This window comes from Hymenobacter artigasi (assembly GCF_012275535.1).
GTDB classification, from domain to species: domain Bacteria; phylum Bacteroidota; class Bacteroidia; order Cytophagales; family Hymenobacteraceae; genus Hymenobacter; species Hymenobacter artigasi.
The window spans coordinates 1-23423 of sequence record NZ_JAAVTK010000010.1; the positions used below are offsets into that span (position 1 = coordinate 1).

Sequence of the window (23423 nt, forward strand, 5' to 3'; positions counted from 1 at the left end):
CCCCGCTGCGGCCGCCGCTTGCGCCGCCCGCCACGCGTAGTAGCGGCTGGGTACCACGTCCAACGCACGGCAGAGCTGTTGAACGGGGTGGAAAGTACGCTGCTGGTCAATGAATTGCAGTGTGCTCACAGGGTCGGGGGATGCGAGAAGATGGCGATGGCTTTTTTTAAAATCTCCAGTTCCTGCGCCAAGCGTTTGTTGGCCGCCCGCAACGCCCGCACTTCGGCGGCCTCGCCCGGGTCGGCCGGCAAAGGCGGCTGGGCCGCTTTTTGCCAGGCATAAATGCGCTTGGCGTCGATGTTTAGCGCGCGGGCGGCGGCCAGCGTGGAACGGCTTTCGCTGGCCAGCCGCAGGGCTTCGGCACGGAAGGCCGCATCATAGCGCGGCCGTTTTGTCGGAGGAGCTTTTTCCATCAGATTGGGAAGTTACCACCCAATTCTCTCCTGCTTTACCCGACCACCTCATTAATACTTTAACTTGTGTCCGTTAGCAGCCTGGTGTAACGACGCACAAGCTAAAGCATGTGCTACAGGGCATGTCCGGTGCCCCCTCTTTTTTGGAGAGGGGGTCAGGGGGTGAGGTTGCCGTTGAACGAGGCCGTCAAAAACCCTTCGGCAACTCAATCCCCTTAATTGTCTTGTACAAGCTCAGCGCGTTCTGGTCAGTCATACCGGCTACGAAATCCGTCAGCAGCAGAATTTTCTCATAGGCGGAAACGCCGGCCTGATGCCCTTCGGCGCGGAACTGCTCCGGTAGCAGCAGGAGCAGCTTACGGCTGCGGTGGCCCTGGCTGCCATCGAAAATGGCGGTGAGGAAGGCGTCGAGCAGGCCGCCGAGGACCTCGAAGCCGGCCGCTTCAATTTCGAGGACCGGGCGGCTGCGGTAAAGCTGGTTGATGCTCAGGCGCTGCACTTCCTGCAAATCGGTCCAGCAGCTCAACTCTTTGATGAGCGACTGGTCGTACTGGCCGCGCAGGATGGCGGGGGCGTGGTGGGCGAATAGCGTCGCCAGCTCGGCCACCAGCTTGCCGATGAGGCGGGCGCGGATGTAGCCCAACTCCTCGCGCCAGTCGTGCCACTGCACGCTGCCCACGCGGCCGGCCGGGTCGTTGAGCATGCGCTTGAGCAGCGGCAGGCCGGTTTCGGGCGCGATGAGGCCCAGCTTGAGGCCATCTTCAAAGTCGATGATGCGGTAGCAGAGGTCGTCGGCCGCTTCGACGAGGAAGGCCAGCGGGTGGCGGTGGTAGAAGCCATTGGCAGCATCTTTCGCAAGCAAACCCAGCGCGGCCGCGACGTGCTGAAAACGGGCGCTCTCGGACTGGAAGTGGCCGTATTTCTTCTCTGAAGCGCCGCCGGTTCGGGCGGCATCCGCCACCAGACTGGGCTTGGGATACTTCGTGAACGCGCCCAGCGTGGCATAGGTGAGGCCCAGGCCGGCCGTGCCGGTGCTGTGCGCCGCGTAGGTGTGCGTGAGGATGCGGAAACCGGCCGCGTTGCCCTCGAAATGCTGCAAATCGGCCACTTCGGCGGCGGTGAGCTGCTCCAGAAACGGGGCGGCGGCAGCGCTGAGGAAGTAGCTGCTGATGGCATCCTCGCCGGAGTGGCCGAAGGGCGGGTTACCGATGTCGTGGGCCAGGCAGGCGGCGGCCACGATGTCGCCGCAGTCCTGGTCGAAGTTGGGGAGCTGTTCGGCCAGCTCGGCATCGGCTTCCATGAGGTGGCGCGCGGCGAGGCGGCCCAGGGAGCGGCCCACCACGGCAGTTTCGAGCGAGTGGGTGAGGCGGGTGTGCACGAAATCAGTTTCGGGCAGGGGCATTACCTGCGTTTTGCGCTGCAGGCGCCGGAAGGCCGAACTGAACACCACCCGGTCATAATCGGCCACGAAGGCCCCGCGCACGGGGGCCGCGCTGGTGGGCGGCAGCTGCTGGTCGGGGAAGCGGCGCTGCGAGAGCAGGCGCGGCCAGGACATTGATTCCAAGGTGGAGGTATTTGACGGAATGGAAGAAATGGCTGTCATCCTTCGCAAGCTCAGGATGACAGCCGATTGCTAGCGTGCCAGCTGCTCATCGAGCTGCCGGAATGGATTGAGCGTGTTCAGGTTCAGCACGAAGCGGATGCGGTCGGTGAAATCCTGGCGGCTGGCGGGCAGGCCGTTGGCGTATTGTGAGCCGGCCACGGGCAGGTAGAAGCTGAGGATATCGCGCAACACGGGCACTACCAGGCCGGCATCATAATAGAGGCGCTGGGCGGCGCGGGAAGTCGATTCGCTGGTGAAGAACCGGTCGTGGCTGGCCCCGAAATCGGCAAAAACGGCCAGGTTGGTCACCGGCAAATCTGCCTGAATATTGAGCGTGCTGAGCCATTTGGTATCGGCCACCGGCAGGAATCCTTTGAAAGCACCGTCGCGGTCGTCGGCCTGGTGAAGCTGGGCCGTGACGCTGTGCGAAATCTGCTGGCGGTCGAGGAAGGCGGTTTGGCGGCGGTAGTCGGGGCTGCCGCTCAGGCCGAGCACGAACTCGGGGTTGTTGGGCTGCTGCAAAAAGCGACCGCCGAACAGGCGCATCTGCACCTTCTTTTTGGGCGAGTAAAAGCGGAAGTAGCTGGCGCTGGCGCGCAGCAGCACGGCCTGGCGGTTGTTGGCATCGTCGGCGTTGCTGGCAATCATGCGATTGAGGTCTACGGCGGCGCTCCAGCCTTGCAGGGCGTTGGCCTGGGCTACGTGGTAGTCCACGGCCTGGAACACGCCGGTGCGGTTGCGGTCCTCATCGGCCACAATGGTGTTGGCCAGCGTGAGGCGCTGCTGCGGGCCAACGCCCGGCGCGTGGGGCCATACAAAGCTTACGCTGGGCTCATACTTAACGTAGCGCTCGAAGCGCTGCACGCCGAAGGCAATGGTGGCCTGCCGCGAGAAGTGCTGAGGCAGTACGTTCAGCTGGATGCGGCCGATGCCGTTCAGCTCGTTCCGACTGAAGCTGTACATGGGCATGGCCAGGTATTGCAGGCGCTTGGGTACCAGCGGGCTGTTGTAGAACGCCGCGCCGAGCATGAATTTATCGGAAGTATTGGCCCCCAGCACCGGCAGCCAGCTGATGGTGGCTTTGTCCCAACGCTCTACGCTGGCCAGCGGGCGCAGGCGGATGGGCGTGAAGCCGGAAGGATGGTCGGCCACGGTGAGGCGGTCGTTGCGGCGGTTGAGCTCGGGGCTGACGTAGTTGGCATCGACCACGAGGGCGGCCACGTTGGCGCGTTTGAAATTGAGCTGGCTGGTGGCTTCCTCGTCGGCGTTGGGGTCGGTGTTGCCGAAGGGCGGCGTCCAGAGCGTTTCGAGCACCCGGCCGCTGGCATCAACCGACGACACCGGCACGGCCCAAGGCGTGGGCGAGTCGGTGCGCACCAGCACCTTCACCACGTCGTTGAAGCTGGCCAGGGTTTGCAAATCGGCGTCGTAGTGCTGCGTGTTGGTCATCATGCCCTGGAAAAACCAGCCCAGCTTCTGGCCCGTGCTTTCCTCAAACACGGCCTGCATATCCTCGGGGTACGGATGTTTGAACTGCCACCGGTCGTAGTACAGGTGCATGGCGGCATCGAACTTGGCCTGGCCCAAGTAGCCGGCCAGGTATTTCAGCAGCGAGCCCGTTTTCTGGTACACGATGATGCCGTAGTTCAGCATCGTGTAATCGGCCGAAGTGGGGCCCTGCACCGGCTGGTCGAGCCCCCGGCTGGCGGAGGCCTGGTAGGGCACTTGGTCGAAGGCGGAGGCCGGCAGCTTCTCCAGGCCAAAGGTGCGCTTCAGGCCCTGCGGCAGCTTATCGAACCCGTGAAACCCCTTAGCCGGCAGGGTGTCGAGCGCACTCACACGCTGCTCCACGTAGGTGTTCACGCCCTCGTCCATCCACGGGAAGTCCCGCTCGTTCGAGCCCAGAATGCCATAAAACCAGTTGTGGCCCACTTCGTGCACAATGGCGCTGGGCATGGTCACGGTCACCATCGGGTACTCCATGCCGGAGCCGGCGCTCAAAGCGCCATCCACGGCGGTGGCGGCCGAGTAGGGGTACTCGCCCACCCAGCGCGAGTAGTAGGTGAGGGCGTCGTTCACGTCCTGGAGGCCCTTTATCCACTTCGGAGCCTCTTTATTTGTGAAAAGCACCCACGACGTGACGGTGCGGCCCGAGGACAGGGTCACGCCGCTTTTCAGCACGTTGAAGCGCTTATCGGCAAACCAGGCGAAATCGTGCACCCGGTCCTGCTTGTAACGCAGGGTTTTGGTAGTGGCATCGGAGGCCGGGAATTTCAGGTCGGTGCCGAAATCCTGGGCGGTTTTTTTGCTGGCGGCGGTGGCGGCCAGGGCATCCATGCGGGCGCGCTCGTCGGGGTTTTGCAGCTCGCCGGTGGCCCCCACAGTGTAGTTGGTGGGCAGCGTAATGGTGACGTCGAACGAACCGAATTCGGAATAGAATTCGCCCTGGTCGAGGTAGGGAATGGGGTGCCAGCCGCGCCGGTCCAGCACGGCCGGCTTGGGGTACCACTGCGTAATCTGGTAGCTCTGCCCCACATGCCCAAACCGCGAGAACGACGCCGGAATCTTCACCCGAAACGGCGTGCTGATGCTGGCCGTGGCTCCCGCCGCCAGCGGCTGCGGCAGCACCAGCTTGGCAATGTCCGCGTTTTTGGGGTCGAATTCCAGCTTCGCCGACTGGCCGTTTACCTTGAAGTCGAGGCCGTCGATGAAGCCCCGGTCTTCGGCTTTGGCAAACTCAAACCGGCGCTTGCCCGCACGTAATTGCTGCTTCGCGAAAGCCGTCGAATTATCCTTGTAAGCATTGGGCCACAGGTGAAACCAGATGAAGGTGAGGGCCTGCGGCGAATGGTTGGTGTACGCCAGGTCCTCGCGCCCGGTGAGGAAGTTGGTCTTGTCATCGAGCACCACGTCGATGGAATAGTTAACCTCCTGCTGGAAGTAGGGGCCGGCTGCTTTGGCGGGCGTAGGCTTGGGCTTGTGCCGTTGGGCCAGGGCCAGGCCGGGCAGCAGGGCCAACAGGCCGAAAAGGAAACGTGTTTTCATGCGGAGTTCCGTGGGGCGGAAGTAGCGCCGCGCCCTTGGGACGAAGCTACGGCGCGGCGAGGGACTGCGGGATATTGAGAAGCCGATGAATTGCCAGCGTTTGAGTTTAAGCTCAAGTATTATTGGACCTGTTACGAAATCCAGTTCGCTGCTCAAGTACCTTGCAAATACAATCGCATGTTAAAATTTAAGGAATGAATAAGATAATAGGTCTCTGCACGATGTTTCTACTATCCTCCTGCGAGCCGGTTCGTGAAAATCCTTCATTTATGAACTCAGCATTAATGGCCCGCAACCTGATTCAAATTTGCGTCGATTCCACGTTGCGTTTAGATAGTGGGCTTAACTCAGTAAATTATTTAGTCGATTTCAAACTAGTGAAAAACCTGAATAGAGAAGGGGTAAAACAGTTTATGCTAACAAGAAGTGAAGCCAGCGAAACCAATCTGGATTCGTTGCTGATAATAGCGCGTAGGTTCAGTAAATACAGTTTTGGGCTTCCCGAAGCTGTTATTAGATTTGAGAAAATAACTGTTCGAACTGACGGAATGCTCCTTGTTGAAATATCCAAGATTCGGGCGGCGGATGGTTTCATCGATGCTGAATTACTATTGAAGCCAAATGGGTTGAGCTTTAAGTGCATTCGTAGCGGAATAACCCGCATTGGTTGAAACCACAAAAGCATCCAGCCATATTGATGCCCGAATTCCATGAAAAACGAGCTTAATAGATTCGAGGAAGCACAAGTCGGGAAATACCAAACCGCATTATCCGAAATCAAAAACGGCCGCAAGCGCAGCCATTGGATGTGGTTCATCTTCCCGCAAATCCAGGGCTTGGGCCTTAGTGAAACAGCCAGATTCTACGCGTTAGCCGATGCGCAGGAGGCAAAAGATTACCTGGCTCATCCCGTTTTGGGTACCCGCCTGCGGGAAATCTGCCAGGCACTGCTCGGGCTGCCCTCCAGTGACGCCCACGACATTTTCGGCAGTCCCGATGACCTAAAGCTGAAGTCTTCGATGACGCTGTTCGCGTCGGTGAGCAGTAGTTCGATTTTTCAGCAGGTGCTGGACAAGTTTTATGGCGGGAATCAGGACGATAAAACGTTGCGAATCCTGGGCTCGAAAGAATAAATTCAAAAGGTATTTCGCGCCTGATTGTAGGGGCGGGGCCTGTCCCCGCCCGGTCGTTGAACGGAAGCGTTGCTGTGCCCCCCCCCAATGACAGGCGGGGACAGGCCCCTACACCGCTCAGCTTACTACTCCTGCGTCCTCCCCAGCAACCGCACCGTGCCATAGCCCACCAGCAAAAACACCCCAAAAACCAGCGTCACGCCCCACGTTCCGGGAAAGGAGAACGGGTGCAAAATCCGGTTCACTATGTCGAAAAACAGCGTGAGCGGGTTGGTGAGAATGTCCCAGGAATTGAAGCGCAGGTAGCGGCCCAGGTAAACGCCGAAGCTGCTGAGCAGCAGCGCCACCGTGGCAAACGCCCAGCCCACCCCAAAGCCCAGCCGCTGCTGCACCAGCCGCTGCATGTCGGAGAGGGAGGCGTAGGCCAGCATCAGGCCGTTCCAGGCGCAGCTTAATATCAGGGCCAAATCGTACCAGAGCGGCACGCCGGGGCGGGTGTCGAGGTGGAATAAATCGGTGAGGATGTAGGGCGCGTTGGGAAAAAACAGCAGCCACGCCGCACCCACCGGGAGCAGAATCCGGGCTTTCAGCGGCCCCTTGGCCGTGCTAAGCATAGTGCTGATTGCGAAGGGGATAACGGCCAGAAACAGATTCCAGATGAGGAACAGGAACGTAAGCCGGCCGGTCATCAGCACGCGGCCGGCCACCAGCAGGATGCTCAGGGTCACGGAGGCGGCCAGCACAAATACCAGCGTGAGCCGGGCACGAGTGTAGGGCTGGCTCGAAAGAGTGGATGCTTGCATAATGTTAAAGTTACGGCCGAAGCGCTGTGCCGCATAGCCCCAATGCTACGCCGGCTCCGGCCCGAACGACAACGCCCGGCCCGGCAGGCTGCGTGCCCGCCCCCGGCATTTATGGCTAATTTTGCACGGCTTACCACAGGGGCAAGCGTGTTTTCTGGTTCAATGACGTTTATTCCTTCGCTGCGGCGGCCGCTCCGGTGGCTGGCAGCCGGCCTGCTGCTCACCAGCCCCGCGCTGGCCCAAACGCCGGCCCGGCCCCAGCCCGCTGCCAGCCCGCCGCCCGCCAAGCCGCAGCCGGCTGGCACTCTGCCCGCCAAGCCGCAGCCTGTCAAGCCGCAGCCCGCTAAGCCGCAAGCCGCCAAGCCCAAGCCCACCGCCGTGCCCCCGGCCGAAGCCAACGTGCGCTACCGCAGCGGCAAAGTCCAGCTCGACCAGGGCAACTACGCTGCCGCCCTCGCCCAGCTGGAGCCGCTGGCCCAGCCCACCGCCCGCTTCGCCCGCGCCGCCGATGCGGCCTACCTGGCCGCCGTGGCCAATGCCCGCCTCAAGCAGTGGCCCGAGGCCGAGCAGCTCCTCAACCTGCTCCGCACCGAGTACCCGACTTACCCCAACCTGCCCGATGCGCTGTTTTTGCAGGGCCAGGTTTCGTTTGAGCAGGAGGATTTCGACACCGCCCTCAAAGCCCTGGCCCAGCTCCCGGCCGATAAGCTGGTCCCCGAGCGCGAGGCCATGAAGGCCACCTACCTGCCCCGCATTAAGGAGCGCAACACCTGGCAGCGCAACCTGCGCCGCTACCCCGACGATGCCACCCTGGCCCGCGCCTACGCCGACCACCTCATCGCCGGCGGCGCCTATACCGATGCCGACCGCCCGCAGCTCGACGAGTTGATTGCGAAATTCAGCCTCGACCGCACCCGCTACACGCCGCGCCCCCGGCCCGTTTCCGTCAGGAAAACCAGCTACAACGTGGCCGTGCTACTGCCCTTCGAGCTGAGCGACCCGAGCTGGCAGACCGTGCGCAAAAACCAGTTCGTAACCGACCTCTACGCCGGCCTGCGCCTGGCTCAGGACAGCCTCCAGCGGGCCGGCCGCCCCATCCAGCTCTTCGCCTACGACACCGGGGCCGACACCCTCACCCTCAAGCAAACCCTGGCCCTGCCCGAGCTGGCTGGGATGGACATGCTCATCGGCCCGGTGTATAAGTCGGGGGCGCGGCTGCTGGCCCGCTACGCCCAGGAGCACCAGATTATCTGTGTAAACCCGCTGTCGCAGGACGGTGATTTGGTGCTCGATAACCCCTGGCACTACCTGTTTTCGCCCAGCTCGGCCACGCAGGGACGGGTGGCGGCCCAGTTTGCCCTCAACGCTTTCGGGGCCGGCAAACCCGGGCTGGTGCTGTACGAAGACAGCAAGGACGACGCCGACTTTGCCACTGCCTACAAGGCTGCGTTTGAGGAGCAGGGCGGCAAAATCAGCGCCCTGCGCCGCTTCAATCCCGATGTGGACGAGAGCCTCGCGGCCGCCTTTGCCGGGCCGGAGCTGGCCGCCGCCAGCCACGTCGTGGTCGTTTCCGACAACCGCCGCATCGGGCCCTACGCCCTGCGCCTGGTGCAGCAGCAGCCTGCCGCCACGCGCCCCGGCGTGCTGGCCCCCGGCTCCTGGCTCGATAATCCGCGCCTCGACGTGAGCCAGCTTAATGGTCCCACCACCTACTTCATCCAGCCCAAATACTACGATGAGCAGGGGCTGGGCTACCGCCGGTTCCGGCAGCTGTACTTGCAGCGCCAGCACCTGCCGCCGTCGGTTTTCGCCAACCAGGGCTTTGAGTTGTTAATGTATTTTGGCAACGTCCTGTCTCAGTATGGGTCCGACTTTCAAACCAGTTTATCAACTGCTCCGCCCGCCACGGGTGCCATTTTCGAGGGCGAAAGCTACTCCGGCGGTGCCCACGACAACCAGGTGGTGCCCATCGTCAAGCTCACCGGCCTGGAGTACCAGATGATGCGCTAAACCAATTTGTAATTGATGAAAAGTCATGCTGAGCGCAGTCGAAGCATCTCGCGTGCAGCAGTAAATAAATCTTGACAACGATGCGAGCGAGATGCTTCGATTGCGCTCAGCATGACGTTCTGAACCGACTCAACCAAATTACGTTACATGCTCAACCTCACCACTTCCGCTACCCTTTTCGAACGGGCCAAAACCCTTATTCCCGGCGGCGTAAACTCGCCGGTGCGCGCTTTCCGCTCGGTAGGCGGCTCGCCGGTGTTCATGCAGAGCGCCCACGGGGCCTGGCTCACCGACGTGGACGGCAACCGCTACGTCGATTTCATCAACTCCTGGGGGCCCATGATTCTCGGCCACGCGCCCGATGTGGTGCTCGATGCCGTGCGCGCCGCCCTGCCCAACTCGCTCAGCTTCGGTGCCCCCACGCACCGCGAAGTGGAAATGGCCGAATTGATTCGGGAAATGGTGCCCGGCGTCGAGAAGGTGCGCTTGGTAAACTCCGGTACTGAGGCCTGCATGTCGGCCATCCGCGCCGCCCGGGGCTTCACCGGCCGCGACAAAATCATCAAGTTTGAAGGCTGCTACCACGGCCACGGCGATGCCTTCCTGATTGCCGCCGGCAGCGGCGCCCTCACCGCCGGCGAGCCCGACTCGGCCGGCGTGACCCGGGGCGTGGCTCAGGATACCCTCACCGCGCCCTACAACGACCTGCCCGCCGTGCAGGCCCTCATCGCCGCCAACCCCAACCAGGTGGCGGCCCTCATCCTGGAGCCCGTGGTGGGCAATATGGGCCTGGTAATTCCCGCCCAGGGCTTCCTGGCCGGCCTACGTGCGTTGTGCAACCAGCACGACATCGTGCTCATTTTTGATGAGGTGATGACCGGGTTCCGCCTCGCGCCGGGCGGTGCGCAGCAACTCTACGGCATCACAGCCGACATGGTAACGCTGGGTAAAATCATCGGTGGTGGCCTGCCCGTGGGCGCTTACGGCGGACGCGAAGACATTATGAACTGCGTGGCTCCGGCCGGCAAAGTGTACCAGGCCGGCACACTTTCCGGCAACCCAATGGCCACCGCCGCCGGCATGGCCCAGCTGCGCTACCTGCACGAGCACCCCGAGCTCTACACGGCGCTCGAAGCCAGCAGCGCCCGCCTCGCCGACGGCACCCGCCAGATTGCCGCCGACCTCGGCCTGAACTACACCGTGAACCGCGTGGGCTCCATGTTCAGCCTGTTTTTCACCTCGGAACCGGTTAGCAACCTCGACGATGCCAAAAAGTGCGATACCGCCGCTTTTGGCCGCTATTTCCACGCCATGCTTAACCGGGGCATCTACCTCGCGCCCTCGCAGTTCGAGGCCCTGTTCGTGTCCACGGCCATCACCGACGAGCTGGTGGAGAAATACCTGACTGCCTGCCGCGAGTCGTTGATAGAGGCGCATAGCTTGTAACGCCCGTTAAATCTGCGACCTTTGCCCGATGCTAAAATTCCGTCTGCTAAGCCTGCTTTTGTTTTTTGCGGCGTTTGCCCATGCCGAAACGCCCGCCCAGGCCAACAAGCGCCTCTTCGATAAAACCATCGACGAGCTGAATTTCCGCACCATGGAAACGGTGTACGATAAGTCGTTCACCCGGGGCAAGTTTCCGCTCACGCTGCGCACCGCTGCCGCCCGCCGCGCCTTCGACGGCTTTGGCAGTAATTCGGGCCTCAAGCAGCTGTTCTTGAACTACAACGGCATTGCCGAGCGGTATAAAAACCGTTTCGGCAACGGCCCGCTTACCCTGGCGGAGTTCGATAAGCAGCTGAAATCGGTATTGCTGGACAAGAACTTCGAGTTCTTCATCCACAACCTGCCGCGCGATGAGCGGGTGTCGCTCATCCGGGCCGAGCAGCGCCTCATTCAGCAGGCCAGCGCCCAGTTCAACGACTCGGGCGCGGCGGCCGGCCCCACCGTGCCCACCGCCGAGAGCTACGCCCAGCCCGAAGCCCCCGTCACGGCCCCCCTCACCACCAACGACGCCGACGGCGCGGGGCCGGAAACCGCCCCCGCCACCGTGTCCGACGAGGCCCCGCTCACCAGCGCCTCCGTGGTGCCGGCCGGCCCGGCCCCGCACCACGACTGGCTCGACTACTTCACCCTGCTGCTGAGCCTGGCCAGTGCTGGTATGCTTTTCCATCTCATTACCAACGTGCTGCCCACCCTGAGCCGGCGCATCAATAACCTCTCGGCCGACCCGGAGCCCGAACCCGAGCCCCGCAGTCTGGCCAGTCGCCTGCGGCCCACCCGCCGCCCCGGCCTGCGCGAAGACCGGTACGAAGACGATGACGACGAGGAAGCCGAGGGCCAGCCCGCCGAACCTTACCGGCACGACGACGACTGAGACTTAAATAAACTGGCCGTCATGCATTCCTAAAAATACCCCATTCAATGATTCTTACCGACCAGCAAATTCTCGCGGAAATCGAAAAAGGCACCATCGTCATCAAGCCCTACGACCGCAGCTGCCTGGGCACCAACTCCTACGATGTGCACCTGGGCAAGTACCTCGCCACCTACCGCGATGAGGTGCTGGACGCCCGCAAGCACAACGAAATCGACACCTTTGAAATCCCCGAAGAGGAGGGCTACGTGCTCCAGCCCGGCCGCCTCTACCTGGGCGTGACGCAGGAATACACCGAAACCCACGCCACCGTGCCCTTCCTCGAAGGCAAGAGCAGCGTGGGCCGCCTCGGTATCGACATTCACGCCACCGCTGGCAAGGGCGACGTGGGCTTCTGCAACCACTGGACGCTGGAAATCAGCGTATCGATGCCCGTGCGGGTGTACCGGAACATGCCCATCGGCCAGCTGATTTACTTCACCGTGCAGGGCAACGTCGATACCCTCTATAACCACAAGCAGAGCGCCAAATACAACGATAAAACCGACAAGCCGGTGGAGTCGATGATGTGGAAAAACAGGTGGTAAGACATAGCATTAAGGTAATGTAGGGACGGTAAATCCGAACCGTGCCGCGCCTTTTTGCGTTGAATTCGGTGACCGCGCCGCCCATGGCTGGCCCGGTCCTTGCGTAAGTGTGCAACTGAAACCCCTACGACGATGACAATGAAAACTGCTTTTGCTTCTCTCTTTCTGGCGCTCCTGGCCGGTTCTGCTACCGCCCAGCAGGGACCTAACAGCACTGTTGCCGTGCAGGACAAAACCCAGTCCAGCCCCCGCCTCAACCCCGTGCAGGCCCGCGCCGACCGCCTCAGCGAGCAGATGGTGCGCGACCTGCACCTGAACAACTACCAGGCCACCAAGCTCCGGGCCGTGAATGCCGATAAGGTCTCCAAAATGGCGGCCATCGAGCGCCGAAACGCCGGTAATCAGAAGCTGATTGATGAGCAGTGCAATGGCGTGTGTAAAGAGCGGGACAAGGAGTTCCAGGCTTTTCTCAGCAACGACCAGTACAGCAGCTACTTCGGTGCCCGCGGCGTGTATAACAAGACTGACCGTGATTTCGCTAGCCAGTCGTCCACCATCCTCCTCACCAATTCGGTGCAGAACCCGTTGCCGGCCCGCGCCAACGACGCTTCTATTGCCCCAACCAGCACCAAGCCCACCAACCGCCCCGCCGGTAACCTGGGTCGCAACGCCCGGTAACTTGTAGCGCATGCTTTCGCTCGCGCCCTGAATACGAGAAAGCCCCGTCGGATATTTCCGGCGGGGCTTTTTGATGGTTCAATCCAACGAGTGCACAAGCTAAAGCATGTGCTACAGGCGCTCCTGGGTTTGTTCCTGTTTATCGAGGTACTCGGACAGTTCTTTGCACAGCGCGCGCATCTTATTGGCCATTTCCTTGTCGTCAGTAGCCGTCACAATGTTCTCGGCCATTGAGCCGATGTTATCGACTACAAAGCGCTTCATCTCGTCCACGGGCATGTCTTTGGTCCAGAGGTCGATTTTCATCGTACCGGCCTGCTCCCGGTCCCACAGTGCAATATTGATGGCTTTGGCGAAGTGGATATCCGGCCCCGCATCGGTGGCCGTCCAGCTAATAGCCTCGGGCACTTTGTTATCGTCGAGGGCAATGCTGAAGCGGATTTCTGATTTCTTAATCACTGATTAAAACGAATTTTAGCGGATTTCACGGATTTTGTAGACGATTGGAGTTGTTTCCTTGGATTTCGTCTGGTTGATGGAGTAACTAAGCGCGGAGCGGCAATTCAGGCATTGTGGCCGGCCCGTGGAAATGCCGACTACAAAATCCGTGAAATTCGCTAAAATCCGTGCTAATCAGTGATTAAACGTAGTTATTCAGCATCACCGGCATCACCAGCATCAGGATGCTTTCGTTGTCGTCGGGCGTAGTGGGCATCAGCAGGCCTGCGCGGTTGGGCGTGCTCAGCTCTAGGGTGATTTCCTCAGAGTCAATGTTGGAGAGCATTTCGAGCAGGAAGCGGGCGTTGAAGCCGATTTCCATGTCCTCGCCGTCGTACTGGCAGGTGAGGGTTTCCTTGGCTTCGTTGCTGAAGTCGAGGTCTTCGGCCGAAACCACCAACTCGGAGCCTGCCAGGCGCAGGCGCACCTGGTGGGTGGTTTTGTTGGAGTAGATGCTGATGCGGCGCACCGAGTTCAGCAGCTCGGCGCGGTTGATGATGAGCTTGTTAGGGTTGCTCACCGGAATCACATTTTCGTAGTCAGGGTACCGCTCGTCAATCAGGCGGCACACGAGGCGCATCTGGTTGAATGAGAAGAAGGCGTTGCTCTGGTTGAACTCCATCTTCACCGGCGTGGCCTCCGAAGGCAGCGTGCCTTTCAGCAGGTTGAAGGCTTTGCGCGGGATGATGAGGTTGGCGGTCTGGCCGGCGCCCACGTCCTGGCGGCGGTAGCGCAGCAGGCGGTGCCCGTCGGTGGCCACGAAGGTCACCTGCGAGTCGGCCAGCTGCACCAGAATACCGGTCATGGCCGGGCGCAGCTCGTCGGTGCTCACCGCGAAGATGGTTTTGTTGATGGCGCGGGCCAGCGACGAGGAGGGCATCTCAATCGGGGCCGAGCCCTTCACCACTGGCACGCGGGGGAAGTCGGCGGCATTCTCGCCGGCCAGCTTGTAGCGGCCGTTGGCCGAGCTGATTTCGATGGTATAGGTTTCCTCGTCCAGCGTGAAGGTCACAGGCTGGTCGGGCAGGTTCTTGAGGGTATCGAGCAGGATGCGGGCGGGCGCGGCGATGCGGCCGGTGTCGCGGGCCTCCACAGGCAGCTCGGTAATCATGCTCGTCTCCAGGTCGGAGGCGGTGATGGTGAGCTTACCGGCCTCAATCTCAAAGAGAAAGTTCTCCAGAATGGGCACCACGGGGTTGTTCGTAACCACGCCGTTGATGCTTTGCAGCTGCTTGAGCAGCGCGGAGGAGGATACAATGAATTTCATGGTGCGAGGGGAGGGCTAGGAATAAGGGAGGGCAAAGATAGGGGGTGCGGTTGGGGTTTGGAAGGGGCTACCTGAGTATGTGTACTTGGAGACTGGGTTTAATTCTGAGCGGCTAATGAAACCGGAAACCCGTCTTAACTTTCTTTGAGAAAACAGCGGTTAATCGAAAATGGGACAGCCTAAAAGACTTCAGCAAGCAGCGAAAGACCTCAACTTGGGTATGGAGAAAGTCATTGACACTTTAGCTAGCCGCGGGCACTACGTTGAGAATAAACCAACGACTAAATTGTCAGAAGAGCAAGTTGATATTTTAGAGGAAGTATTCAATGCTACCATCGCATCATCAGGCTCTCAGATAAAAGCTAGTGCTACAACAATTCAGAAACTAGAATACTTGCGAAGAAAGAAGGGACAGCCAAAATCATTTTTTAAATACTTCGGAACACAAGACCACCATTTTGCAAGCTTGGAAGACGGTTATGTTTATATGTCCCCACCTTCCTATTTCAATGACCCATTCGATTGTTCCCTGGATTTGGTAGACTTTTCAAATCGTACAAGCAAGAATTTCAATCAAAAAGCTGTAGATAGATTTAAACAGCGTGTAAAAGATATAGGTGTATGTTGTTTCTCAAGAATCAATGATTCAATATTGATGTGGGCGCATTACGCAAATAGCCACAGAGGTTTTTGTTTAGAATTCGTAACTGATAGTGGAAACCGCGATGGTATCCATCCTCTAGATGTTTGTTATTCAGAGAAGCTTATTAAGCTCAACTTTCATAACAATGCTGATGATGCCATTGCCAATATGATTTTCACAAAATCCTTGGACTGGCAGTACGAAGATGAACTTAGATGTATTGGCGATGGCCTAATTAGCCAAGATGAAAGAAAGAAGCATTTTGCTGCATCCAAACTCAAGGCAATATATCTGGGCGTAAAATGCGAAGAGGCTACAATAGAGAAGGTGAAGGACATTGTCAACAGGAAGTATCCATTGACAAAACTGTATCAGGCGGTTAAGAGTCCTGAATCGTTCTCAATCATATTTGAAGCCGTAAGTAAGTAGACTAACATACTACGCCCCAAACCCCGCATACCGCCGCTTGCGCCGCCACGCCCGCACGGCCCCGAAAACTCCTAGCAGCACCAGCGGCGCGCCGAGGTTCAGCAGCTGCCAGCGGCGGCGCTGCTCGGCCAGCTTCACTTTGTCAAGGGGGCGGAGGGTGATTTGCTTGCCGCGCACGGCGATGAGGCCGGTGTCGTCGAGCAGGTAGTCGGTGGCGTTGAGGACCAGCTCGCGGTTGGCGAATTCGGTGTTGGCGAGGCGGTCGAAGCCCAGGCGGTAGGGGTTGCCGGTTTTGGGGTCGACTTCGGAGCGGATGAAGTCGCCGTCGGCCAGCACCAGGATTTTGCTGGGCTTGGCGTTGGCCGGTTTTTCGGGTTGGAACTGGAGCGTGCCGGGCCGGGCGCGGTTGGCGAAGAGCGAGGTGAACTGGCCTTCGAGCAGGTAGGCCACCGGCTGGAAACCCTTCTGGTAGAGCTTGGGGTTGGGTTCGAGGCGAGCGTCGTTGAAGTTGATGGGCACCGGAGCGGGCAGCACGCGGGTGTAGCGCGAGGTGGTCATCAGCGGGGTTTTGCGGATGCCGCGGGCTTGCACCGTGTCGAGGTTGCCCACAAATTTCAGGTACACTGCGTCGAGGTTACGGGTGATGGGGTGGGGGCTGAACTTGTTGATGAGCGGGTAGAGCTGCCAAGGCATGGGCTCGATTTTGGGCTTGTTGCCATCCATGCCGGTCACGAGCGGGATTTGGCCGCTGTTCAGGTCAAGTAGCAGGTTCTGATTCAGGCGCAGGCCGTATTTGAAAAACAGGTCGTCGAGGTTGAGGTTGTAGGGCGTAGCCAGCGCCACACCGTTTCGGGCTACGCTGTCGAGGTCCACGCGCAGAGCGTCAACGAAGAACATGGCCCGGCCGCCCTGGGTGATGAACTGGTCGAGCTTGAACTTGTCGTCTTCCGAATAGGGCGTTTTGGGCTGGGCTACCACGATGGCATCGAGCGCGCTCAGGTCCTTCACCTTGCTCAGCGTCACCCGAAATACGTCGTACTGCTGCTGCCAGGTGCCGAGAATGTCGCCAGCCTGCACGTTGGTGAGTTCGCCGTGGCCTTCCACCACGCCGATGCGCTTGCGCAGCGCCGGTACCAGCGTGCGGATGGTGCTTGCCAGCTCGTATTCCAGGCCTTCAATGCTTTGGTTGAGGCGCACCTCGGCCGGGGCGGCTTGGTTGCCACGCAGCAGCAGCACCGACTTGTCGTGCCCGCCCACGCTCACCACGGCGTAGGGGAAAATGATTTTCTCGACCCGCTTGCCGTTTTCGGTGGCCCCGAGGTTGGTGGGTTTCAGGCCCTTTTTGAAAAGGGTTTGGTAGAAGGCGTTGCGGGCGGCTTCGGTGCTGCCGGCGCTGGGGTCGATGAAAATGTAGTTCAGGTTGGCCCCGCCGTAGACCTGGAATTCGGTCAGGGTTTCGCGCACGCCCTGCTCTAGGCGGCGGAAGGCGGGCGGGAAGTCGCCGGTGAGGTACACCGTGATGGTGACCGGTTGCTTGAGGTCGCGCAGCAGCGCCTTGGTGGCCGGCGACATCGTGTAGCGCTTTTCCTCGGTCAAATCGAGCCGGAAAAAGAAGCGTTGGGCAATGAAATTAAAAAGCAAGAGCCCGCCAATGATGGCGGCAAAAGTGAGCAAATCGTTGCGCTTGCGTGAGGTAGCAGGTGCTTCCGCGTGCGCCGGCTCGAACGAGTTTTCGGATGAATTCATAGATGCTAATTGGTGGCAGGTGGGAACAGGCTAACGCATGTTGTACTACCAATTCCGACTCCGTAAGGCCAGGCGCGTAGCCAGCAGGGCCACGGCTACCACGCTAAAAAAATAAACCAGGTCGCGGGAGTCAATCAGCCCTTTGCTCAGGTCGCGGTAGTGCGCTGCAATACCCAGCTGACTGGTATAATATGCCGAGCTGCCCTGCAGCACCGAGGCCAGCGAATCGAACCCCGAATACACCAGAAAGCAGCCCACCACCGCCACCAGAAAGGCGATAATCTGGTCGCGCGTAAGCGCCGAGGCCAGGATGCCAATGGCCGCGAACACCGCTGCCAGCAGCGCCAGCCCCAGGTAGGAGCCCACCGTGGCGGCCGAGTCGATGTTGCCCTCGGGGCTGCCCAATTTGTACACGGAGTAGTAGTAGAGCAGCGTGGGTACCAGCGCCAGCAGCGCCAGCAGCAGGCAGGCCAGGTACTTGCCGCCAATAATCTGCCCATCCGTCAGCGGCCGGGTCAGCAGTAGCTCGATGGTACCGGCCTTTTTCTCCTCCGCGAAGGTGCGCATGGTGAGGGCCGGAATCAGGAACAGGAAAATCCATGGAGCCAGGTTGAACAGCGTTTGCAGGTCGGCGTAGCCGTAGTCGAGCACGCTGCTATCGGGGAAAACCCAGACGAACAGGCCCGTCGCAATCAGGAAAACCCCCAGCACCACGTAGGCCACGGGGGAGTTCAGGAAGGCGTTGAATTCTTTTTGGAGGATGGTGAGCATTTTTTGTTGTCTGTCATCCTGAGCGGAGCGAAGAACCTTATCACGTCCGCTTTGTCAGAATAATTTCAGCTAAATCAATTTGATTACTGCAAACTGTTCGACGGTCATTAGGTCCTTCGCTGTGCTCAGGATGACAGGCGATTAAATCATTTTTATTTCGTCAATTCCCCAAACACCTCCTCCAGGCTCTGCTGCTCCTGCCGCAGCCCCAGCAGAATCCAGCCTTCCTGCCCGGCCAGGCGCGACACGGCGGCGCGCACGTCGGTGCCCGGCGCGGTGCGGAGCAGGACTGCGCCATCGGGGGCTAGCTCGACGTGGCGCACATTGGGGAGCTTGGCCAGCTTGGCGGTATCAACCAGGCCTTCGAACTCGGCACGCACCACGGTTTCGCCGGCGGCGCGGGCGGCCAGCTCGGCTACGGGGCTGTCGGCCACCAGCTTGCCTCGGCTGATGATGAGCACGCGGGAGCACAGCGCCGTGACTTCGGGCAGAATGTGGGTGCTGAAAATGACGGTTTTATCCTCGCCCACTTCGCGGATAAGCTGGCGGATTTCCAGAATCTGGTTGGGGTCGAGGCCGGTGGTGGGCTCGTCGAGGATGAGCACATCGGGGTCGTGGATGAGGGCCTGGGCCAGACCCACGCGCTGCCGGTAGCCCTTGCTGAGCGCGCCGATTTGCTTGTTCTGCTCACGGCTCAGGCCCACACGGCGCACCAGCTCGGCCACGCGGGCGCGCAGGCCGGAGCCGCGTAGTCCGTGCACCGACCCAATGAATTCGAGGTACTCGTGCACGTACATGTCGAGGTAGAGCGGGTTGTGCTCGGGCAGGTAGCCCACGTGGCGGCGCACTTCCAGACTGTCAACCAGCACATCGTAGCCAGCCACCCGCACCGTACCGGCGGTGGGCGGGAGGTAGCCGGTGGCAATTTTCATGGTGGTGCTTTTGCCCGCGCCATTCGGCCCGAGGAAGCCCACGATTTCGCCCTTGCCCGCCGTAAAGCTGATGTTGTCCACGGCGTTTTGGGTGCCGTAGGTTTTGGTCAGGTGCTCAATTTCTACCATGTGGTTTTAGTGGATTGCTATCAGAACGTCAGCCGGCGCGGCTGGCTCACCTCACCCCCGGCCCCTCTCCCCAAGGAGAGGGGAGCCGGACGAAGCAGACGAATTGTCTCGACAATCTTAGTATATCATTCGAAAGAAAAAAGCAATATTCAAGCTCATTGATTAGTCCTCTGGCTCCCCTCTCCCCAAGGAGAGGGGCTGGGGGTGAGGTGAGCCAGCCGCGCCGGCTGACGTTCAACTTACTTCACGTTCGCCGGCCGCAGCTGAATCTCCGAAATCATCGTCGTATCCGGCGCTTCAATCGCGTGCACAATGGCGGCGGCAATATCCTCCGGTTGCATCTTGTGCGGGTCGGGCGTGAGGCCGGGCTCTTTGCCGTTGAAGTTGGTTTCGACCGAGCCGGGCATTACGCAGGTCACGCGGATACCATCCGGCCGCACTTCCTTGAACAGCGAATCGGAAAAGCCCCGCACCGCAAACTTCGTGGCGCAGTAGCCCGACATGCCCGCCGAACCAGCCGTGCCAGCCAGCGAGGCCACGTTCACAATGTGGCCCGCGTGCTGCTGCTTCATCTGCGGCAGCACGGCGCGGGTGCAGAGGAAGGTGCCCAGCACGTTGGTATCGAACATCGTTTTCCAGTCTTCGGTCCGGAAACCGTCCACGTCGCCCATGATGCCCAGGCCGGCATTATTTACCAGAACATGGATTTCCGGGCCCAACTCGCGCATGGTGTTGGTGAAGGCTTCGGTGATGGAGTGCTCGTCCTGCACGTCGCACTCGAAAAACTGGAATCGGTCGTGCGTGAAATCGTCGGGGGCCGAGCGGGCCCAGCCGGCCACGGCAGCGCCGCGGGCCAACAGGGCTTGCACGGTGGCGAGGCCGATTCCTTTGCTTGCGCCGGTCACGATGGCAACTTTACCGCTGAGGTCCATTTATCTTTGGGAAAAGTAAGGGGGGATTATGCGCAAAACGAGTTTGCGGCCGCAAGTTAGCGGCCTGGGAGGGTTTGGGATACCGCACCGGCTGGGCTGCCTCGGATTCGGCGTCGCGCTGATGGCTGGTTTGAGCACCTGCGGCCCGGGCCACGGCACCGATTGCCTGAAAAGTACGGGCACCATCGTCACCCAGCGCCGCGAGGTAGATGCCGGCTTGGTCACCGTCACCGCTTTCGACAACGTGGACCTGCGCATCGTGCAGGATACCCAGACCTACGCCGAGGTGCGCGCCGGCGAAAACCTCCTCAGCGACATCGTGCTCACCCGCAAAGGCAACGCGCTGGAAATTAACAATACCAGCACCTGCAACTGGGCGCGCAGCTACGATACGCCCCGCGAAGTAACGCTGCATGTGCCGCGCGTCACCAACGTGTTTTTGCGCGGGCAGGGGAATCTCAGCACCGTCGGCCAGTTTGTGCAGGATACTATTTTCTTTCACCTCATCGGGGCTGGCGACATGGACCTTAGCGTGCGGTCAACTTACCTTTTCCTTGACCAATACGAACTGGGCGACATGACCGTGCGCGGTGCCACTGAGTTTATGAACTTCACGCTGGGCGGTTCTGGCCGACTGTTTGCCCAGGGCATCACCCCGAAAACCTGCTACTTTAAAACAACGCGCGACAGCGACGGCGATGCCCATGTGCGGGCCAGCGAGACCCTAGGTGGTACCGTGGCCGGCAATGGCACGCTGTACTACGGCGGCGCGCCCACGTTCACCGACATCAAAATAACCGGCAAGGGCAGCAAGAAAGTCGAATAAGCCTGCCAAGGGCCAGGAGCCAACTCACAAATCGCCCAGCTGCGGCCGAATTAGTAGCTCCTCCACCACGGCGTGGGGCGACAGGGAGTAGGCCGAAAACAGCGCCTCGGCCACATCATCGGCCTGCACAAACCGCTCGGCGGGCAGCTCTACACCGGCCCAGCTGGCCGTGAGGGTGGGGCCGGGCAATACGGCCGTCACGCGCACGCCGTTGGCCTTCAGCTCCTCGCGCAGGTTTTTGGTGAAGCCCAGCAGCGCGTGCTTAGCGATGCCGTAGGAGCCGCCGTTGGGGTAAGCCGTGATGCTGGCCGTGGAGCAAATGGTGAAAATGTGCCCCTGGCCCCGCGCAATGAGGCCCGGCAGTAGCGGCAGCGTCACGTCGTAGGCGCTGAGCAGGTTCACGGCCAGCATCTGGCGCAGCTGCGAGCCGTCGGCGGGCTCGTCCTGCAGGCGGCCGGGAATAAAGGCACCGGCGTTGTTCACCAGCACGTCAACGGGAAGGCCCAGCGCCAGCACAAATTCCGCGAAGCGGACGCAGTCGGCCTGCTGGCTGAGGTCGGCGGGCAGGGTGTGGAGCACGGCCCCGGGAACTTCGGTCGTCAGCTCGGTTGTAAGCGCGGCCAGGTCGGTGGCCGAGCGGGCGCAAGTGGCCACCGGAAAGCCCGCTTTTAGAAAGCGCGCCACGACGGCGCGACCAATACCTTTGCTGCCGCCGGTGACGACAATTAATTTTTCGCTCGTTTGGGCTTTGTTCATCTGATTTTACGTAAGGTGGCGAAGCCTCTGAAGTTTCGCCTGCGGCAACAGCCGCGCCCAAACTTCGGTTTTTATTCCTCAACAAATTCTCATGCTTAAAACTTTCGGCTCGTTTGTCCTTTTCCTGCGAGGCATGGTCACGCGCACGGAGCGGTTCAGCGTCCTCTGGAACCGCACCATCGACGAAGCCATTCTCATCGGCGTCGACTCCATTGTGATTGTGTCCATCGTGTCAGCCTTCATCGGGGCCGTTACCTGCGTCCAGATTGCCTACAACCTCACCAATCCGCTCATTCCGCAGTCCACTATCGGCTACATGGTGCGCGAAATGACTATTCTGGAACTGGCCCCCACCATCACCAGCATCGTGCTGGCGGGCAAGGTGGGCAGTAGCATTGCCGGCGGCCTGGGCACCATGCGCATCACCGAGCAGGTGTCGGCGCTGGAGGTAATGGGCATCAATTCCACGTCTTACCTCGTACTGCCGCGCATTCTGGCGGCACTGCTCATGTTCCCGCTGCTGGTTATTCTGGCCATGCTGCTGTCCATTCTGGGCGGCTACCTGGCCGGCACCCTCACCGGGGTTATGACGGCCCAGGACTACATCGAAGGCATTCGCACCGATTTTATTCCCTACAACATCGTCTTCGCCCTCATAAAGGCTGTGGTATTTGCCTTCCTGGTTTCGGGCATTTCGGCTTTCAAAGGCTACTACACCACCGGCGGTGCTCTCGAAGTAGGCGCGGCCAGCACCGGTGCCGTTACCAATTCCATCATCGCCATCCTCATTGCCGACTTCGCCCTGGCGGCGTTGCTGCTATAATTGGGACTTGGGTACTTAGGGTCTTAGGGACTTGGTTTTTGCAGACTTTGGCTGGTTTTTTTGTCAGATACACCACCGCACTGATATATTCTCCCAATTCCCTCCTAATAATTCTGCAAAGTCGCCAACGTGCTTAAAAATCCAAGACCCTAAGTCCCCAAGACCCCAAGTCCCTCAAAATGATTGAAGTATCCAACATCGAAAAATCCTTCGACGGCACGCCCGTGCTGAAAGGCATTTCGTGCGTGTTCGAAACCGGCAAGTGCAACATGCTGCTGGGCGGCTCGGGCACGGGCAAAAGTGTGCTGCTGCAGTGCATTGTGGGACTGATGAAGCCCGATATTGGCTCCATCACCTTCGATGGCACGGTGTATACCAACAGTAAAATCGATATCCGTCAGGAAATCCGCCGCAAAATCGGCATGCTGTTCCAGGGTTCGGCCCTGTTCGACTCGATGACGGTGGCCCAGAACGTAGAGTTTCCGCTGCAGATGCTGACCCCCGAAATGACCCCCGAAGAGCGGCGCGACCGGGTCGAATTCTGTCTCAAGCGTGTAGGCCTGGAAAATGCCGGCAACAAGATGCCCGCCGAAATTTCGGGCGGCATGAAGAAGCGCGTGGGCATTGCCCGCGCCATTGCACCGCAGTGTACCTACCTGTTTTGCGACGAACCCAACTCCGGCCTCGACCCCGCCACGAGCACCAAAATCGACAACCTCATCTACGAAATCACCCACGAATACGACATCACCACCGTCATCGTAACCCACGACATGAACTCGGTGATTGAGATTGGTGAGCACATCATTTTCCTGCACCAGGGCAAAAAACTTTGGGACGGTACCAAGGAAGAAATTCTGAATGCCAAAGTCCCCGAGCTGCGCGAATTTATCTTTAGCAGCAGCCTCGTGCGCGCCGCCAAGCGCGTCGACGACGAAACCGAAGGCGGCATGGCCGCTTTCGCCGAAGAAAGTGAGTCCGGCGGCGGTATCTGAAATCACTGATTGCCGCTGATTAACCGT

The 23423-nt window shown here is 60.1% G+C and carries 22 protein-coding genes; 11 read left to right on the forward strand and 11 right to left on the reverse strand.

The window, feature by feature from the left end:
• Positions 1-125: 125 nt before the first annotated feature.
• The 3 genes from HBN54_RS15655 to HBN54_RS15665 all read right to left on the reverse strand — a co-directional run bounded on the left by HBN54_RS15655 (position 126) and on the right by HBN54_RS15665 (position 5061).
• Positions 126-413, reverse strand: a complete 288-nt coding sequence (locus tag HBN54_RS15655) for a transposase (protein WP_168674165.1) — start codon at positions 411-413, stop codon at positions 126-128.
• Positions 414-600: 187 nt separating this feature from the next.
• A complete protein-coding gene (gene dgt / locus HBN54_RS15660) occupies positions 601-1968 on the reverse strand; it encodes a dGTP triphosphohydrolase (RefSeq protein WP_168674166.1) in 1368 nt (455 codons plus the stop codon).
• Positions 1969-2046: 78 nt separating this feature from the next.
• Positions 2047-5061: a M1 family metallopeptidase gene (locus tag HBN54_RS15665; protein WP_168674167.1), complete on the reverse strand. Its 3015-nt coding sequence runs from the start codon at positions 5059-5061 to the stop codon at positions 2047-2049.
• Positions 5062-5282: 221 nt separating this feature from the next.
• On the opposite strand from HBN54_RS15665, the gene HBN54_RS15670 reads away from it, so the two are divergent.
• Together HBN54_RS15670 and HBN54_RS15675 are read left to right on the forward strand one after the other, a co-directional pair.
• Positions 5283-5732 (forward strand): hypothetical protein, encoded by a 450-nt coding sequence (locus HBN54_RS15670; protein WP_168674168.1) that lies wholly within the window; start codon positions 5283-5285, stop codon positions 5730-5732.
• A 39-nt stretch (positions 5733-5771) separates the two neighbouring features.
• Complete coding sequence (locus tag HBN54_RS15675) at positions 5772-6194, forward strand: DUF1810 domain-containing protein (RefSeq protein ID WP_168674169.1); 423 nt, start codon at positions 5772-5774, stop codon at positions 6192-6194.
• A 125-nt stretch (positions 6195-6319) separates the two neighbouring features.
• Here HBN54_RS15675 and HBN54_RS15680 read toward each other — a convergent pair whose 3' ends face one another.
• Positions 6320-6997, reverse strand: a complete 678-nt coding sequence (locus HBN54_RS15680) for a DUF1361 domain-containing protein (protein ID WP_168674170.1) — start codon at positions 6995-6997, stop codon at positions 6320-6322.
• Positions 6998-7159: 162 nt separating this feature from the next.
• On the opposite strand from HBN54_RS15680, the gene HBN54_RS15685 reads away from it, so the two are divergent.
• From HBN54_RS15685 to HBN54_RS15705, 5 genes are all read left to right on the forward strand, one after another.
• Positions 7160-9007 (forward strand): ABC transporter substrate-binding protein, encoded by a 1848-nt coding sequence (locus tag HBN54_RS15685; RefSeq protein ID WP_168674171.1) that lies wholly within the window; start codon positions 7160-7162, stop codon positions 9005-9007.
• Positions 9008-9154: 147 nt separating this feature from the next.
• Positions 9155-10453 carry a glutamate-1-semialdehyde 2,1-aminomutase gene (gene hemL / locus HBN54_RS15690; RefSeq protein WP_168674172.1) on the forward strand — a complete coding sequence of 433 codons (1299 nt, stop codon included), beginning with the start codon at positions 9155-9157 and terminating at the stop codon, positions 10451-10453.
• Between the two features lie 28 nt (positions 10454-10481).
• A complete protein-coding gene (locus HBN54_RS15695; protein WP_168674173.1) occupies positions 10482-11384 on the forward strand; it encodes a hypothetical protein in 903 nt (300 codons plus the stop codon).
• A 47-nt stretch (positions 11385-11431) separates the two neighbouring features.
• On the forward strand, positions 11432-11971 hold the full coding sequence (dcd, locus tag HBN54_RS15700) for a dCTP deaminase (RefSeq protein WP_168674174.1): 540 nt from the start codon (positions 11432-11434) through the stop codon (positions 11969-11971).
• Between the two features lie 138 nt (positions 11972-12109).
• Entirely contained in the window at positions 12110-12649 is a 540-nt protein-coding gene (locus HBN54_RS15705; RefSeq protein ID WP_168674175.1) for a hypothetical protein, read from the forward strand.
• A gap of 111 nt (positions 12650-12760) precedes the next feature.
• On the opposite strand, the gene gldC is transcribed toward HBN54_RS15705, so the two are convergent.
• Together gldC and dnaN are read right to left on the reverse strand one after the other, a co-directional pair.
• Positions 12761-13108: a gliding motility protein GldC gene (gene gldC / locus HBN54_RS15710; RefSeq protein ID WP_317170234.1), complete on the reverse strand. Its 348-nt coding sequence runs from the start codon at positions 13106-13108 to the stop codon at positions 12761-12763.
• 181 nt (positions 13109-13289) lie between these two features.
• Positions 13290-14414: a DNA polymerase III subunit beta gene (dnaN, locus tag HBN54_RS15715; protein ID WP_035567181.1), complete on the reverse strand. Its 1125-nt coding sequence runs from the start codon at positions 14412-14414 to the stop codon at positions 13290-13292.
• Positions 14415-14583: 169 nt separating this feature from the next.
• Between dnaN and HBN54_RS15720 the strand changes: the two genes are divergently transcribed.
• A complete protein-coding gene (locus HBN54_RS15720; protein WP_168674176.1) occupies positions 14584-15486 on the forward strand; it encodes a DUF2971 domain-containing protein in 903 nt (300 codons plus the stop codon).
• 9 nt (positions 15487-15495) lie between these two features.
• Here the strand turns inward: HBN54_RS15720 and gldG are convergent, their stop codons facing one another.
• The 4 genes from gldG to HBN54_RS15740 form a co-directional block, all read right to left on the reverse strand.
• The gene (gldG, locus tag HBN54_RS15725) at positions 15496-17232 is read right to left on the reverse strand and encodes a gliding motility-associated ABC transporter substrate-binding protein GldG (protein WP_168674177.1); all 1737 of its coding nucleotides are present in this window, start codon (positions 17230-17232) and stop codon (positions 15496-15498) included.
• Between the two features lie 45 nt (positions 17233-17277).
• The gene (gene gldF, locus HBN54_RS15730) at positions 17278-18003 is read right to left on the reverse strand and encodes a gliding motility-associated ABC transporter permease subunit GldF (protein ID WP_168674178.1); all 726 of its coding nucleotides are present in this window, start codon (positions 18001-18003) and stop codon (positions 17278-17280) included.
• 152 nt (positions 18004-18155) lie between these two features.
• A complete protein-coding gene (gene gldA / locus HBN54_RS15735; RefSeq protein ID WP_168674179.1) occupies positions 18156-19064 on the reverse strand; it encodes a gliding motility-associated ABC transporter ATP-binding subunit GldA in 909 nt (302 codons plus the stop codon).
• A 239-nt stretch (positions 19065-19303) separates the two neighbouring features.
• Positions 19304-19996, reverse strand: coding sequence for an SDR family oxidoreductase (locus HBN54_RS15740; protein WP_168674180.1), 693 nt, complete (start codon positions 19994-19996; stop codon positions 19304-19306).
• Positions 19997-20117: 121 nt separating this feature from the next.
• On the opposite strand from HBN54_RS15740, the gene HBN54_RS15745 reads away from it, so the two are divergent.
• Positions 20118-20822 (forward strand): GIN domain-containing protein, encoded by a 705-nt coding sequence (locus HBN54_RS15745; protein WP_168674181.1) that lies wholly within the window; start codon positions 20118-20120, stop codon positions 20820-20822.
• A 24-nt stretch (positions 20823-20846) separates the two neighbouring features.
• Here the strand turns inward: HBN54_RS15745 and HBN54_RS15750 are convergent, their stop codons facing one another.
• On the reverse strand, positions 20847-21578 hold the full coding sequence (locus HBN54_RS15750) for an SDR family oxidoreductase (protein WP_168674182.1): 732 nt from the start codon (positions 21576-21578) through the stop codon (positions 20847-20849).
• Positions 21579-21669: 91 nt separating this feature from the next.
• Here HBN54_RS15750 and HBN54_RS15755 point away from each other — a divergent pair, with 91 nt between their 5' ends.
• Together HBN54_RS15755 and HBN54_RS15760 are read left to right on the forward strand one after the other, a co-directional pair.
• The gene (locus HBN54_RS15755) at positions 21670-22401 is read left to right on the forward strand and encodes an MlaE family ABC transporter permease (RefSeq protein WP_168674183.1); all 732 of its coding nucleotides are present in this window, start codon (positions 21670-21672) and stop codon (positions 22399-22401) included.
• A gap of 179 nt (positions 22402-22580) precedes the next feature.
• Positions 22581-23396: an ABC transporter ATP-binding protein gene (locus HBN54_RS15760; protein WP_168674184.1), complete on the forward strand. Its 816-nt coding sequence runs from the start codon at positions 22581-22583 to the stop codon at positions 23394-23396.
• The last annotated feature ends 27 nt before the right edge of the window (positions 23397-23423 follow it).